14 protein-coding genes and 1 CRISPR repeat array are annotated in these 15410 nt (G+C 29.2%); all 14 genes read left to right on the plus strand.

Features of this window, described 5'->3' with window-relative positions; translation table 11 throughout:
• The first annotated feature begins 8 nt into the window (after positions 1-8).
• Positions 9-1760 (plus strand): hypothetical protein, encoded by a 1752-nt coding sequence (locus IX290_RS03580; RefSeq protein WP_211491842.1) that lies wholly within the window; start codon positions 9-11, stop codon positions 1758-1760.
• A gap of 2 nt (positions 1761-1762) precedes the next feature.
• Positions 1763-2701 carry a type I CRISPR-associated protein Cas7 gene (locus tag IX290_RS03585; protein ID WP_211491843.1) on the plus strand — a complete coding sequence of 313 codons (939 nt, stop codon included), beginning with the start codon at positions 1763-1765 and terminating at the stop codon, positions 2699-2701.
• A 2-nt stretch (positions 2702-2703) separates the two neighbouring features.
• Positions 2704-3447 carry a type I-B CRISPR-associated protein Cas5b gene (cas5b, locus tag IX290_RS03590; protein ID WP_211491844.1) on the plus strand — a complete coding sequence of 248 codons (744 nt, stop codon included), beginning with the start codon at positions 2704-2706 and terminating at the stop codon, positions 3445-3447.
• Between the two features lie 46 nt (positions 3448-3493).
• On the plus strand, positions 3494-6151 hold the full coding sequence (gene cas3, locus IX290_RS03595) for a CRISPR-associated helicase Cas3' (RefSeq protein WP_211491846.1): 2658 nt from the start codon (positions 3494-3496) through the stop codon (positions 6149-6151).
• A 7-nt stretch (positions 6152-6158) separates the two neighbouring features.
• Entirely contained in the window at positions 6159-6644 is a 486-nt protein-coding gene (gene cas4 / locus IX290_RS03600; RefSeq protein ID WP_249168834.1) for a CRISPR-associated protein Cas4, read from the plus strand.
• 11 nt (positions 6645-6655) lie between these two features.
• The gene (cas1b, locus tag IX290_RS03605; protein ID WP_211491847.1) at positions 6656-7666 is read left to right on the plus strand and encodes a type I-B CRISPR-associated endonuclease Cas1b; all 1011 of its coding nucleotides are present in this window, start codon (positions 6656-6658) and stop codon (positions 7664-7666) included.
• Positions 7666-7956, plus strand: a complete 291-nt coding sequence (gene cas2, locus IX290_RS03610) for a CRISPR-associated endonuclease Cas2 (protein ID WP_211491849.1) — start codon at positions 7666-7668, stop codon at positions 7954-7956. The genes cas1b and cas2 overlap by 1 nt, the downstream gene beginning before the upstream one ends.
• A gap of 173 nt (positions 7957-8129) precedes the next feature.
• A CRISPR array of direct repeats spans positions 8130-9863; the repeat unit is 30 nt; unit sequence ATTGAATAATTACATTGGTAGTATTTAAAT.
• 137 nt (positions 9864-10000) lie between these two features.
• Entirely contained in the window at positions 10001-10564 is a 564-nt protein-coding gene (cobU, locus tag IX290_RS03615) for a bifunctional adenosylcobinamide kinase/adenosylcobinamide-phosphate guanylyltransferase (RefSeq protein ID WP_211491850.1), read from the plus strand.
• 19 nt (positions 10565-10583) lie between these two features.
• A complete protein-coding gene (gene cobS, locus IX290_RS03620; RefSeq protein WP_211491852.1) occupies positions 10584-11363 on the plus strand; it encodes an adenosylcobinamide-GDP ribazoletransferase in 780 nt (259 codons plus the stop codon).
• Positions 11364-11380: 17 nt separating this feature from the next.
• The gene (locus IX290_RS03625) at positions 11381-11959 is read left to right on the plus strand and encodes a histidine phosphatase family protein (RefSeq protein ID WP_211491853.1); all 579 of its coding nucleotides are present in this window, start codon (positions 11381-11383) and stop codon (positions 11957-11959) included.
• A 13-nt stretch (positions 11960-11972) separates the two neighbouring features.
• Complete coding sequence (gene cobT / locus IX290_RS03630; protein WP_211491870.1) at positions 11973-13025, plus strand: nicotinate-nucleotide--dimethylbenzimidazole phosphoribosyltransferase; 1053 nt, start codon at positions 11973-11975, stop codon at positions 13023-13025.
• 18 nt (positions 13026-13043) lie between these two features.
• A complete protein-coding gene (gene radC / locus IX290_RS03635) occupies positions 13044-13742 on the plus strand; it encodes a DNA repair protein RadC (protein WP_211491854.1) in 699 nt (232 codons plus the stop codon).
• 15 nt (positions 13743-13757) lie between these two features.
• Positions 13758-14687, plus strand: a complete 930-nt coding sequence (locus IX290_RS03640) for a stage 0 sporulation family protein (RefSeq protein WP_211491855.1) — start codon at positions 13758-13760, stop codon at positions 14685-14687.
• A 2-nt stretch (positions 14688-14689) separates the two neighbouring features.
• Positions 14690-15367 (plus strand): tRNA1(Val) (adenine(37)-N6)-methyltransferase, encoded by a 678-nt coding sequence (locus IX290_RS03645; RefSeq protein WP_211491856.1) that lies wholly within the window; start codon positions 14690-14692, stop codon positions 15365-15367.
• Positions 15368-15410: the final 43 nt, after the last annotated feature.

Consider the following 15410-nt stretch of genomic DNA (forward strand, 5'->3'; position numbering starts at 1 on the left):
TGAGGTAGATGTTGCAGGAATGCATAGAGATATTTAAAAAAGAGTATCTTGAAAAGGGAGAGAATCTTATTACAGACAACTATAAGCTTGGAGTTGGAGACTATTTCATAGTTAAAGATGATGGAAGCTATAAGCATGTAGTAATAGATAAAAAAACAGAACCTAAAAATGAAGAAGAGTATAGTTATTTAGCAGAACGTGATTATCTGAGCAGTCTGTTAGATATGAATAAACCAATGGATAGTACAAAACAGATTCACTCAAATAACTATCTGAGTTTTTATGTAAAAAATAATGTTCTTACTGAAAAAAAAGAAAAGTTACGTAACAGTATAAAAAGTTTTTATGAAACTTTAAAGGATCCACGTTTGAAATACAAAGGTGAAAAGAAAAAGAATTATGAAGAACTGGAAGAAAAAATAGGAAAACCTGATACAGATAAAATTGATAAAATTCAAGGATGGATTGAAGAAAATCTTTGGAAACTACAAGAGGAAAGTGCAAAAGGAAAAGACTATATAAAAATATTTTTTGATGCTGATTTAGAAGAATACAAGAAAGAAAATGAAAGGTATGTACTTCCAAATATTTATAATTCTACTGACTTCAATGTTGTTATAGATGAAAAAACTTTTGGATTACCAAATAATAACTTAGGATTAAATGCAAAGAAACCGTTCTTAGAAAATAAGACTAGAAAGAAAAAATACACAGTTCCTTATTTACTTAATGAAGAGGATGTATTTTTGCAGAAAAAATTCTTTGATTATCTTTTTAACTGGGCATGTAAAAATCGCAGAAATATCTATTTTAGTCAGAATGGAATAGAGCAATTTACTGATAAGGATTTACCTTCAAAAAAAATAAATGGATATTATATGAGAGCTGTAAAAAATAAGAGTGAAGCAGAGATACAGAGATTTGATGTTATAACTAACTATAATCCATACTTGGAAAATAGAATCAAGGTATTGGACTATTTAAAGAAAACACATGATTCAAAATATGCAAAGTTAAATTATGGACATGAAATAGAGAGTTTAAAGGCATTGATTGAGACTATAAACTCACTTATTTTAAAGGGGAAAATGTATGGAATAATTTTTGAGAATATAAAGGATTTAAAAATAGCAGATTCAAGACTTAAATATATTGGAAATATGTATAAAGATGTTTTCTATAACCTGGTAGTAAGAGGAGACCTGGATGGATTTATTAAAATATACAGGAAACTTTTTATTTACTGTATAAAGAGTAGTTTGATAAATAGCAATTATGATTTTGAAGCATGCGAACTTTTTAATTTAATGCTAAGTATAGAAGATAGTTTTGAGGATAAGGAGGGAAGATTTATGACACAGGTAAAAGACATTCGTGAAAAGCTCAAAAAATGTTTTGAGAAAAAAGAAGGAGAGTTTGTAAATGATAGGGAGTATTATTTTGCAATAGGGCAACTGGCACAATTTTTATTGAGTAAAAAGAAAAGTACAAGTAAAACACATGAAAGTACAGTAAGGTTTATAGAAGCTAAATATGATGAAAAACTGAAGAAAGAGCTAGTACATCTATTTAAAAGATATGGATATGATATAAACAGGTTTAATACTAGATTCAATCTGCTGTTTTCCATGGTTATGGATTATACTCCAGAAAATAAAAAAGTTGATGAAAGTGGATTATTATGTGGAATTTTAAGCAACTGTTTATTGTATGAAAAAATGGATAAAGCTATAATTGAAAATGAAAATGAGGAGGCATAGTTATGAAAAATAGAGTATATGGTATCATTGGTATTAGCTCTATAATGGCTAACTGGAATGCAGATTTTAGTGGATTTCCAAAGAGCCTTTCTACAGGGGAAGTATTTGGTAGTGACAAGGCATTAAAATATCCTATGAAAAAAATGTGGGATTCAAATGGTGAAAAAGTTTTATATATAAAAACTATGAAGGTTGATGAGGATAAGAAAAAAGGTGAAATTTCAGTAAGACCGAAATCACTTAAAGAGAGATATGATGAAATATTTGAAACAAATCTAAAAGAAGAAAAGGACAAACTTCAGGTTAGAAGAAATCTTTTTAGTGCAATAGATGTAAAAAACTTTGGAGCTACATTTGCAGAAGAAAAAAATAATATAGGGATTACCGGAGCAGTTCAGATAGGACAAGGACTAAACAGATACGAGGACACATATGCTGAAGAACAACAGATATTATCTCCATTTAGAGATGGAAGTAAAGATGCCGAAGGAGAAAAAGATCAATCTACTCTTGGAACTAAGATATTTAGTAATGAAGCTCATTATTTCTATCCGTTTACGATAAATCCAGCATCTTATGATGAGTATGTAAAAATGGGAGTAACTGAAGGGTATACAGAAGAGGATTATAAGAAATTTAAAGAGGCAGCTCTTGTTTCGGCAACATACTACAATTCAAATTCAAAAGCAGGATGTGAAAACGAGTTTGCGATATTTGTAAAAACTAAGCCTGAATTCTACCTTCCAAACTTAGATCAATATTTGAAATTTGAAAAGGGAGAGGAAATCGATACTTTAAAACTTGGATTTGATGAAATGTTAAATGACTGTAAAGATAATATTGTATCAGTAGAAATTTACTATAATACTTTAAACCTAAAGGTAGAACATAACATAAAAGGTGCAAAGGAGTTTAATATATTTACAAGAAAAGGAGTATAGTTATGGAGATATTAAAATTCAGGTTAAATGGAAAAACAGCTTTCTTCAAGAATCCTGAAGTTAATACTTATCTGTATTTTTCATATGGAAATATCCATAAAGTTGCTATACTTGGCATTCTTGGAGCAATACTTGGACTTAAAGGCTACAATCAGCAAGGAAGTAAGGAGAACTATCCAGAGTTTTATGAAAAACTTAAAGATATAAAAATAGCTATTGTTCCACTTAATAGCAGAGGAATGTTTGATAAGAAAATTCAATCATTTAATAACTCTGTAGGTTATGCCAGTGGAGAAGAGGGTGGAAATCTTATTGTAAAAGAGGAATGGCTTGAGAATGTAGACTGGGAAATTTATATTTTGATTGATAAAAATAAAGTGGTTCAGGAGCTTAAAGATAGATTATTAAATAGACAATTTAAATATAATATCTATCTTGGAAAAAATGATCATCCAGCAAATATCTTGGAAGTTGAACTTTTACAAGGGAAAGAGATCAAAGATATAACTTCTGAAATAGACTCCCTATTCATAAAAGGAGAAGCAGAATCTTATACTGAAAATAGTGGATTGAGAAAAAGAAGAAGTGAAATTATCAAATTTCTATATGATGAAAGGCTGCCTTATGCATTGCATGAGCAGTCAAATCAATATCAAATGAAGAACTTTATTTTTACAAATTACAAACAAAAGATTAATGGAGATAATTTTGTGAAAATAAATGATAAGTTAATACAACTATTTTAAATAAATAAAGGGAGAGAGGTAAGTGTTACTGGAGAATAAATTGATTATGACAAGTGCGGAGAGTGAGATTTTATTAAATAATAAATTCAAGTTGTTTCCGATAAAAAAATTTGTAAAGAATATTGATAAATATCTTGCTCATATTGAAAAAGATAGAAAAGAAAAACTTACAGAACACATGATTCTTGTGATGAAAAAATTTATCCAAATATGTAATAAAAAAAAACTCTTTCCCATTCTATCAAAATTTTGGAATGGGTCAGAGTCTTTTTTAAATTTCTGGATAGAGATGCTTGTAAATACTATATACATGCATGATATAGGAAAAATTAATATAGTATTTCAAAAAGAAAAAATGAATAATTCTATTTCAGATGTAGATTTTGATATGCAGGATTCAAAACATTCGCTGTTTTCAGCAGAAATATATATTCAATATTTTATGATGAAACTTAATGATTTATCAGAACAAGATGATGAAAATATAAAAAGGTTAATGTTATTTATATATTTGAATGGATATATTATTTCGCGTCATCATACGAAACTAGATAACTATTCTGTTCAACTGAAAAACATATGTGAAGAAATTAATAAGGAAGATTTTTTAGAGGAAACAAAAAAATATTGCCCAGATTTAAATTTTAGGGATTTGGATTTAAAGTTTCAAAAAGATTTGAATGCATTAGATTTAAGTTATAATTATATATTACACCCAATTGAAGGAGAAGAAAATGAATTAATAGATTCCTATGGAAAAGATTGGGAAAGTATTGATTTGTATGTATATTCAAGACTTGTTTATGGTCTTCTTGTATCCGCAGATTTCTATGCTACATATGAATTTATGACTGGAAATAAGATAGAAAATCTTGATGTTATTGAGAATGTAGAAGAATTTTGTGAAAAATTTGATACACATTCTATAATTGAGGGAATTAGGAAACATGATTCAGGAGAAAAGAGATTTGATGAGAAGAATATCAACAAATATAGAAGCGAGATCTTTGTAGAAGCTGAAAAAACAATTAAGAAAAACGCAGATAAAAACATATTTTATCTGGAATCTCCTACTGGTTCAGGAAAAACTATTACTTCCATAAATCTTGCATTAACACTTTTAAAAGAAGATAAGAGATTAAGTAATATATTTTATATTTTTCCATTTAACACTTTAGTTGAGCAGACATCCAACTCTTTACATGAGTTTTTTGATTCTGAAAAGATAGGGGTTATAAATTCAATTACACCTATGGATTTTGTAATGAAAAGCAGAAATGGTAGTGGAAAATATTCTGATGTAAAAGAAAATATAAAATCAGAGGGAAATTATAGTGATATTGATTATGAGGCTACTTTAATGAAACGTCAGTTTATTCATTATCCACTTGTAATAACAACACATGTACATTTTTTTAGAGATCTTTTTGGTCTGGAAAGAGATGCGAATTTTGCACTTCCTCATTTGGCAAACAGTGTAGTAATAATGGATGAAATTCAAAGTTACAAAAGTGACATTTGGAAGGAAACAATAATATTTTTGAAAAAATATGCTGAGCTCTTGAATATAAAAATTATAATAATGTCAGCTACACTTCCAAACTTGGGAAAACTTTTAGATACTACTTATGAGATACCAAGTCTTATAGATAGAGCAAAATATTTTAATAATCCGATTTTTAAAGATAGAGTGTGTCCTGATTTTAGTCTGCTAAATAAGAATGATAAGAATACTGAAGAAAAAGAAGAGTTTTTTGAACAGTTGATGGAAAAAGTAATCACTGAGTATAAGAGTAATAAAAAAGTTATAATCGAATTTATTCTTAAGAAAAGTGCAAATGAATTTTTTGCTAAGTTGTCAGAAAATTCTGAAATAGATAAAGCAGATCTTTTTCTTATGACTGGTGATGATAACAAAGTAGAAAGAGAGAGAATTATAAATATTACTAAAGAAAAAGAGAGAACAAAAATGATTCTTGTTGCAACTCAAGTGATAGAAGTTGGAGTTGATATTGATATGGATGTTGGATTTAATAATATATCTCTGCTTGATTCAGAAGAACAATTTTTAGGTCGTATAAACCGTTCTTGTAAAAAGAAGCAGGCAAAAGCATATTTCTTTTATTATGATGAGCCTAAAATTATCTATAAAGATGAAGTTCGTGTTCAAAACAAAAATCTTTTGATAGAAGATGAAATTCAGGAAAAACTTTTGAATAAATCCTTTGATAAATACTATCAGATTATTTTGCAAGACCTGAATACTGAAAGTAATAGATTTAATGAAAATAATATTGATACATTTAAAAATGGTATTGTCAGAGTTCTTGACTACAGAGGAGTAATGGAGAGAATGGAACTGATAAAGGATAAGGATACTGCTACACTCTATTTGCCAAGTGTAATAGAGTATAAAGGAAAAACATACGATGGTTTCAAAGCGTGGGATGATTTTAAAGAGCTGTTTGAAAACTCTAAAATAAGTTATGCAGAGAAAAAAGTTAAAATGGCAGAAATTATGGAGGTTATCAGTCTGTTTTCTTACAATTTACCTAAGGTATATCTCTATGGAATTAGTTATAATGACTACATAGGGGACAGGATATTTAGAGTAGATGATTATGAAAAATATTTTGTAAATGGTAAATTTGATAGAAATAGATTGAAACAGTTGAAAGACGATAGTTTTGAATTTATAGTATAGGAGGAATATGATCAATATAACAGGAACTGTAGTCAATTATTATGTGCATTGTAAAAGGCAATGTTATCTATTTTACAATAAGATAGAGATGGAGGATGAAAGTGAACTTGTTAGAATTGGACGTGCCCTTCATGAAGAAAAAGAAACTGAAGAGATAGCTATTGAAAATATCAAATTGGATAAAATGAAAGGTGACTATCTTATAGAACTAAAAAAATCTGATGCTGATTTAGATGCTGCAAAAGCTCAGCTTCTGTATTATCTTTATATTTTAAAAAATAAGGGTATAGTAAAAAAAGGTAAAATAGAAGTTGTAGAAAAAAATAAGCAGAATCACAAAGTAATTGAAGTTTTACTTGATGAACAAAATGAAAATTATTTAAAAAAAATGCTTACAGATATAGAAGAATTATTAGAAAAGAATAAAGTTCCAAAGGTAGAGAAGGATAAGAAATGTAAAAAATGTGCCTATTATCCATACTGTTATATATAGGAGGGTAGGATATGCGTAGATTGAGAACCAGCACTAGAGTAATAATGAGTATGGGAACGTTAGAGAGAAAGGATAATTCTTTATGTTTTAAAGGAGAAGGTAAAAAAGTATATATTCCTGTTGAAAATACTAAAGAAATATATGCACTTCAGGAAATTAATCTAAATAGCAAATTATTTGGATTGCTTGCAAAACATGGGATAATATTGCATATTTTTGATTATTATTGTAACTACTGTGGAAGTTTTTATCCACGTGAGAAGCATATAAGTGGTAAATTAACAATAGAACAAGTAGGTTGTTATCATAAATATAAGGAAAAAATAGCAAAAAGGATTGTCAGTGGAATAGGAAAAAATATATATGAAGTTTTATACCACTATTATAGACATGGAAAGCAAGAGTTGAAAGAGTATCTTGACTGGCTTGCGTTAAAGGTAGATGAGAGACTGGAAGAGTGTGTAACAATAAACGATATTATGGCAGTAGAAGGTGAAATTTGGAGTAAGTTCTACAATTCATTTCAATATTTTCTTAATCCAGATTTTATAATGAATAAGCGTGTTAAAAGGCCACCTGATAATCCGATAAATGCGTTGATATCTTTTGGAAATAGTGTTCTTTACACAAAAACTATCTCTCAATTATACCAAACTCAACTAGATCCGAGTATAAGTTTCTTGCATTCACCAGCAGAAAGAAGACTTTCATTGTCTTTGGATCTTTCAGAGGTATTTAAACCTATAATAGTATTTAAAACAATTTTTGAATGTATAAACAATAGACGTCTAAGTGTGGAAAAACATTTTAGGAAGAAATATAACTACTGTTTACTAAATGATGACGGAAAACAAATATTTTTAACAGAATTGTTTTTACGTATGGAGGAAACCTTCCTGAATCCCAAACTTAATAAAACCATGAGCTACCTCACAGCAATAAAATATGATGGATACAAGCTGATTAAATTTATATTAGAAGGAGAAGAATTCTATCCTTTTAACATCAAGGAGAAGATTTAATGAGTAGGAATAGATATAATTTTAACTATATTTTTCTTTTTTATGATGTAAATGAAAAAAGAGTAAATAAGATTTTTAAAGTATGTAAAAAATATTTAACACATTATCAGAGATCTGTTTTTAGAGGAGAAATAACACCAGGTAATCTTCTAAAATTAAAAAATGAGGTAAGGAAAGTTATTAATGAAAAAGAGGACTCTGTATGTATAGTCAAATTTATAAATGATAGGTATTTTGCAGAAGATACACTAGGAGTGCTATGGAAAGAAGATGAAGATTGTTTTATATGAGTTTTCCAAGTGGAAAAATAAAAAAAACTTTGAAATCCTCATAAAATAATTGTTTGCAACGAAAAATATAGAATGTTGAAAATTTGATGTGAGGTTGGAAAAAAATTGAGGCATTCCTTAAAATATGGTATATTGAAAGAAAGTTGTGATTTCAGAGTAAGCTGATTATGACCATTGAATAATTACATTGGTAGTATTTAAATACTGGTTCTCCATTTACAAAAGCAGGACCTTTAAACATTGAATAATTACATTGGTAGTATTTAAATTCACAAGGAACTTTACACCAAAATTCAAGGTTTTTATTGAATAATTACATTGGTAGTATTTAAATTATGAACTTGAATTAGTTAAAAATGTTTCAGCTGGATTGAATAATTACATTGGTAGTATTTAAATTGCCAGAATTTAGGCTTATTGAGCACGAAAAAACGGATTGAATAATTACATTGGTAGTATTTAAATTCTTTTCCAAACTTTTCTTCTGTTATTTTTTCAAGCATTGAATAATTACATTGGTAGTATTTAAATTGGCAGTTAATATCTTTTAAATCCTTATTATAAAAATTGAATAATTACATTGGTAGTATTTAAATTCACTTCCAAGCCAAACTGCACCAAATGAACCTCTTATTGAATAATTACATTGGTAGTATTTAAATAAGGATTGATTATGACTTAGATGATGATTTGCTTGAGATTGAATAATTACATTGGTAGTATTTAAATTCATCCGAATTAGTCATCTCATCTGTCCACCCCATCATTGAATAATTACATTGGTAGTATTTAAATCAAAAATACAGAAGTCTTTACAATACTGATGGAATATTGAATAATTACATTGGTAGTATTTAAATGGGCCGTTGTTTATTATTTTATCCCCATCAATCCAATTGAATAATTACATTGGTAGTATTTAAATTCACTTCCAAGCCAAACTGCACCAAATGAACCTCTTATTGAATAATTACATTGGTAGTATTTAAATTTTTTTAATTCATCCTTTTTATAATTTTGGAATTTTATTGAATAATTACATTGGTAGTATTTAAATAATCTACAAAACATATAGATTTATTGAAAGTTATTGATTGAATAATTACATTGGTAGTATTTAAATAATTAAAGTTTATAAATAATTTCAAAACTAAACAGAATTGAATAATTACATTGGTAGTATTTAAATAGTTATACTTCCAACGTGTTGAAGAGAGCAAAAAAAAATTGAATAATTACATTGGTAGTATTTAAATTATTCTATTGATTTAGGGGAAAGAAAAAACCCCTCTATTGAATAATTACATTGGTAGTATTTAAATGTGAAACGGATCACTCCTGGGGGTATTCAAAAAAAAATGAATAATTACATTGGTAGTATTTAAATTAAGTGAAAACGCCCCCCTTTACAAAGTGTTTACATTGAATAATTACATTGGTAGTATTTAAATAACTCCATAGGTATTATAACATACCTCAAAAACCTATTGAATAATTACATTGGTAGTATTTAAATGCTATTACTCCTCTTTCTCTAATATTCCCTATATCAAATTGAATAATTACATTGGTAGTATTTAAATTATTGTTATAATAGCTTTTGTAAGTTGTGTTTAAAATTGAATAATTACATTGGTAGTATTTAAATCTTAAAGCAGATTTTAAACCAACAGAAAAAGAAGTATTGAATAATTACATTGGTAGTATTTAAATTAAACATACTTGATACAACTGCATTCATTAGTTCATTGAATAATTACATTGGTAGTATTTAAATTTTAGAGTTTTCAGAGTCTCCAATGTTTCACTTCTATTGAATAATTACATTGGTAGTATTTAAATGTAGTAACACGAGGGCTCTTTAGTTTATCAACAAAATTGAATAATTACACAGGTAGTATTTAAATATACTTCACCTAAAAACTTACACAACTAAGAAGGACGGTGGAGTTTTTTAGTTTTAAGAACAGAGATTATTTTTATTCTAAAAGAGGCCTATATGTGGTATAATTAAAACATTGAAATAGAAGTAGGAAGTGAAATGATGGGAAAAATTATTTATTTTATAGGTGGAGCTAGAAGTGGAAAAAGCTCTAAAGCTGAAGGGTATATTTTTGCAAGAAATTATACTAAAAAAATATATGTTGCAACAGGTATAGCTTTTGATGAAGAGATGAAAGCTAGAGTAAAAAAACACCAAGAACAACGAGGCAATAACTGGTTGACAATTGAAGGATATAAAGACCTTGTAGAAAAAATAAAACCTCATGTTGAAGCAGGTGGGGTAATTCTTTTAGATTGTTTAACAAATATGGTAACAAATTTGATGATAATGGATAAAGAGTATGACTGGGATAAAATTTCAGTTGAAGAGGTTGAACAGTTGGAAAAGGAAATTACTGATACAACTATTTCTCTAATTGACTATCTAAAATCAATAGAGATGGATACAGTCGTAGTATCTAATGAATTAGGAATGGGACTTGTTCCAACATATCCATTAGGAAGACATTTTAGAGATATATGTGGACGTATTAATCAGCTTGTAGCTGGATATTCAGATGAGGCATATTTAGTAGTGTCTGGAATAATGATGAAGTTAAAATAGTTTTAGGAGGAAATAATAGATGAATGGAATAGCTTTACTTTTTAGATTTATGACTAGGTTACCAATGGGGTATGAACCTGAGTTTGATTCAGATAAATTAGGAAAAAGTATGAAATTTTTTCCAATAGTTGGAATGGTAATAGGAGCAATAAACTTTTTATTTTTCCTACTACTGGCAAATACAATAGTTTTTACACCAATGGTTATGGTAGTTTTATTGGTAATGGTTGAGGTAATAGTAACTGGTGGATTGCATTTAGACGGACTTGCAGATACTTTCGATGGCATTTTCAGCTATAGAAGTAAGCAAAAAATGTTGGAAATTATGAAAGATTCAAGACTTGGGACAAATGGTGGTCTTGTTCTTATTATGTATTTTATTTTAAAAATAACACTTTTATATGAATTAGATACTGTAGCTGGTGTTCCTTCTGGTTTAGTTCTTTTTGTAGTGCCAGTATTAGCAAGACTTAATAGTGTTGTAAACTGCGCATCAGCACCTTATGCTAGACCAACAGGGATGGGAAAAACATTTGTGGATCATACAGACGGTACTGGAGTGTTAATAGCAACTGTGCTAACTGCAGTATTTACAGGATGTGTATGTTATGTCTTTGGACTGCCTTATCAAATTTTAGCTGTAATACCAGTTTTAATGATACTAGGTTACGGTTTTGCAAAACTTATAACTAGAAAAATTGGTGGAATTACAGGAGATACACTGGGAGCTGTTTTAGAACTTTCAGAAATAATTGCAATATTTTTAATATATATTGTATTTAGATATATAGTGATGTAAGGAGTGGATACAGGAGAATGGGAAGACTTATTATAGTAAGACATGGACAGACACAGATGAATTTAGATGGTCTTTTCTTTGGTAAGCTTGACCCAGTTTTAACAGAACTTGGAGAAAAGCAGGCTTATGATGCTAGAGAGAGATTAAAAGAGATTAAATATGATAATATATATTCAAGTGATTTAAAAAGAGCATCACAAACAGCAGAAATAGTAAATTATCTTGATAAAGAGATTCAATATGATAGCAGACTTCAGGAGATTGATTTTGGAATTTTCGAAGGATTGACTTATGAGGAGATAAAAGAAAAATATCCTGCACAGTGTGTGAGAAGTCAAAATGATTGGGAAAACTATGATTTTGAAACTGGAGAGAGTCCAAAGGATTTACAGAAAAGAGCTGTATCTTTTATAGAGAGCCTGGATTTAGAAAAGGACAACCTTATAGTAACTCATTGGGGAATAATTGGTTGCATTTTAAGTTGGTATCTTTCAACAGGTTTGAAAAGTTACTGGAACTATTCAATAAATAACTGTGGAATAGCAGTGATTGAATTTTCTGATGGATTTCCAGTGCTTACAGCATTAAATATATAGGGTGATTAATTTGATTAAAGAGATAAGAGAAATGTTGGGAAATATTTCTGGATTAGATGAAAAATCAGTTCAAGAGGCACAAGATGAGCTGAATAGAAAAATGAAACCTCAAGGAAGTTTGGGTATTCTTGAAAAAATAGCAATTCAAATGGCAGGAATATATGGATTTCCAGTAAAAGGTGTTGAGAAAAAATGTCATATTGTTGCATCGGCAGATAATGGCGTAATTGAAGAGGGAATCTCATCATGTCCATTAGAGTACACACAGATTGTTTCTGAAGCTATGTTAAACAGAATAGCAGCTATTGGACTTTTAACTAAAAGATTAGGTGTAGAATTTAATCTAGTAGATATAGGGATTGCAGGAGATATTCCTAGAGAGTACCCAAATCTTTATAGATTAAAAGTAAAAAAAGGAACAAAAAACTTTTATAGAGAACCAGCAATGACCAGAGAAGAGTGTCTAAAAGCAATTCAAACTGGAATGGATATGATAAAGGACAAAGGAGAAGGAGTTACTGTATTCTCTAATGGTGAAATGGGAATAGGAAACACTTCAACAAGTTCAGCTGTATTGTATTCTTTTACAAGAGGGGATATTGACAGTATAGTTGGAAGAGGTGGAGGCCTTTCTGACAGTGCCCTTGTAAAGAAAAAAAAGATAATAATAGAGTCATGTGAAAAATATAATACATTTGAGATGGATCCAGTGGACGTTCTTGCACATGTTGGAGGACTTGACATTGCATGTATGGTTGGAATGTATCTTGGATGTGTAAAATACAGAAAACTTATGCTAGTAGATGGGTTTATATCTGCAGTTGGTGCATTAGCTGCATGTAGAATTGAACCACTTGTAAAAGAGTTCATCTTACCTACACATATGAGTGAAGAACCTGGAATGAAAATAGTTTTAAATGAAATAGGAAAAAAAGCATTTTTAAATATGGAGATGCGGTTAGGAGAGGGAACAGGAGCTGTTCTTACATATCCTATGATAGATTGTGCATTAGATGTTATTAATGGAATGAAAACACCTGTAGAAGTTTATAAGCTGTTTTCTTAAAACTAAGGAGGGGATGGAGTGGCAAATTCAGAACTTGTAAAAGGGCATAGAAAAAGATTAAAAGAGAGATACAAAAAAGGTGGCTATGAAACTTTTGAGGAGTATGAATTTTTAGAGCTGCTTCTGACCTATGCAATACCTAGAAAAGATGTAAAGGATGTTGCAAAAAAATTATTGACAGATTACAAAAATATAACTAATATAATAAATTCAGATATTAAATCACTTACAAAAGTAGAGGGAGTAGGGGAAAGTACAGCTTTATTTTTGAGACTTTTAGGTGATGTAGTTAAGAATACGACTAGTAATGAGGTAATGGATAAAGATTTATCAACCTTTATTGGAGAGATAAGAACTAAAAATTCTCTTCTTAATTATTTACATGCTAAGATAGGTCATTTATTAGATGAGGAATTTGATGTTTTATACCTTAATAATGCAAATAAATTACTAGCGACAGAAAAACTTTTTTGTGGTACAATAGACAAAAGCGTTGTATACCCACGTAAAATCATTGAAAGAGTGCTATTTTACAATGCTAAAGGAGTTATTTTTGCTCACAATCATCCTTCAGGAAATATAGAGCCGTCAAGAGCAGATGTAGAGCTTACACAGCATATGAGAGATGCTTTGGATATGATAGACGTAAAACTATTAGACCATGTTATAATTGGTAAAAATAGGTATTTTAGTTTTTTAGAAGAAGGACTGATGTGAGAATAGGAGGATTTAATGGAAAATTTAAATATAGAGCAAGAAGAAAAAAAAGTAGAGACACAGGAGCTTAAATATTATAAGGTTCTTGGAGTGATGTTTGAAGTAACTAAAAAAAGATATTATTTTGAAGTAACTGATGATACTGAATATAAAAAGGGAGATAAAGTTATTGTAGATACTGTAAGAGGAAAAGAACTTGGAAGTGTCTATGGAGAAGCTAGAATGTTGCCTGAAACAGAGCTTGTATTACCTTTAAAACCAGTAATAAAGAAAGCTGATGAAGAAGAACTAGCAAAGTATACACAATTGAAGGAAGAGGCAGCAAAAGCCTTTGAAATATGTAAAGATAGAATTGCTCAGCATAAACTTCCAATGAAACTTGTTGAAACTGAGTATACTTTTGATAAAACTAAACTTATTTTCTATTTTACAGCAGAAGGAAGAATAGATTTTAGAGAATTAGTTAAGGATTTAGCTAATATTTTTAGATTAAGAATAGAACTTAGACAGATTGGAGTAAGAGACGAAGCAAGAATACTTGGAACTATAGGAATTTGTGGTAAAGAGCTTTGTTGCAGAACTTTTATAAATAAATTTGATTCTGTATCTATAAAAATGGCAAGAGACCAGGGACTTGTAATAAACCCTACAAAAATTTCAGGTGTATGTGGAAGACTTCTTTGCTGTATAAATTATGAATATAGTCAGTATGAAGAGGTACTTAGAAAATATCCCGCAGTTAATCAAAGCGTAAGAACAGCTAAAGGAGAAGGAAAGGTAATCAGTATCAGTCCTTTAAGTGGATATATGTTTGTTGATATTGAGGATAAGGGAATCATGAAATTTGAATTACATGAAGTTAAATTCAACAGAAGAGAAGCGAATAAACTTAAAAATGTTAAAACAGCTGAAGAAATAGAGCACAGTGAATTAGAAAAGGAATAGAAATGTCTGTGGTAGAGGATAGAAGTGTACTGGGAAATGGATTTGAAATAATTCAGGATAAATCAGGATTTAGATTTTCAGTAGATGCAGTGCTTTTAGCAGATTTTTTTACACCAGGAAAAAAAGGAAAAATTTTAGATATCGGGACTGGAAATGGAATTATTCCCTTGTTGATAGTTATGAGAGATAAGGGAGATGAAATTTATGGTATTGATATTCAAAAAGAGAGTTGTCAATTAGCTGAAAAAAATGTAAAATTAAATAAGCTAGAAGAGAAGATAAAAATTGTAAATTGTGATGTCAAAGAGTATCCCTATGGGAACTCTTATGATTATATAGTTTCTAATCCCCCTTACATGACAATAGATGGGAAGAAACAAAATGAAAATGATAGTAAGTCAATAGCTAGGCATGAATTAAAACTTAATCTTAGAGAGTTGATAAAAAATGCTAAAAGACTATTAAAGCCCATTGGAACTTTTACAATGGTGCATCGTAGCTATAGATTTATAGAAATATGTAGAGAGTTAGAAGATTGTGGTTTTTCTGTAAAGAGAGTTAGATTTGTGCATTTTTCTAAAGAAAAAAATTCAAACCTTGTTTTAGTTGAAGCAGCAAAAGGGAAAAAGTGCAAATTGGAAATTGAACCGCCAATCTTTCTTGAGGAGAGTGGTTATTAAAAAAGATAGTGCTAGGATTAATATTTTAACGATTATATAATAA

The sequence above is a fragment of the Fusobacterium sp. DD2 genome, assembly GCF_018205345.1.
In the GTDB taxonomy this organism is placed as follows: domain Bacteria; phylum Fusobacteriota; class Fusobacteriia; order Fusobacteriales; family Fusobacteriaceae; genus Fusobacterium_A.

What these genes read in the sequence shown, in the direction of transcription:
- cas5b (WP_211491844.1), top strand. Translation starts at nt 2,704, where the DNA reads ATGGAGATATTAAAATTCAGGTTAAATGGAAAAACAGCTTTCTTCAAG.
- cas3 (WP_211491846.1), top strand. Translation starts at nt 3,494, where the DNA reads ATGACAAGTGCGGAGAGTGAGATTTTATTAAATAATAAATTCAAGTTG.
- cobU (WP_211491850.1), top strand. Translation starts at nt 10,001, where the DNA reads ATGGGAAAAATTATTTATTTTATAGGTGGAGCTAGAAGTGGAAAAAGC.
- IX290_RS03580 (WP_211491842.1), top strand. Translation starts at nt 9, where the DNA reads ATGTTGCAGGAATGCATAGAGATATTTAAAAAAGAGTATCTTGAAAAG.
- cobS (WP_211491852.1), top strand. Translation starts at nt 10,584, where the DNA reads ATGAATGGAATAGCTTTACTTTTTAGATTTATGACTAGGTTACCAATG.
- cas4 (WP_249168834.1), top strand. Translation starts at nt 6,159, where the DNA reads ATGATCAATATAACAGGAACTGTAGTCAATTATTATGTGCATTGTAAA.
- IX290_RS03585 (WP_211491843.1), top strand. Translation starts at nt 1,763, where the DNA reads ATGAAAAATAGAGTATATGGTATCATTGGTATTAGCTCTATAATGGCT.
- cas2 (WP_211491849.1), top strand. Translation starts at nt 7,666, where the DNA reads ATGAGTAGGAATAGATATAATTTTAACTATATTTTTCTTTTTTATGAT.
- IX290_RS03640 (WP_211491855.1), top strand. Translation starts at nt 13,758, where the DNA reads ATGGAAAATTTAAATATAGAGCAAGAAGAAAAAAAAGTAGAGACACAG.
- cas1b (WP_211491847.1), top strand. Translation starts at nt 6,656, where the DNA reads ATGCGTAGATTGAGAACCAGCACTAGAGTAATAATGAGTATGGGAACG.
- IX290_RS03645 (WP_211491856.1), top strand. Translation starts at nt 14,690, where the DNA reads ATGTCTGTGGTAGAGGATAGAAGTGTACTGGGAAATGGATTTGAAATA.
- IX290_RS03625 (WP_211491853.1), top strand. Translation starts at nt 11,381, where the DNA reads ATGGGAAGACTTATTATAGTAAGACATGGACAGACACAGATGAATTTA.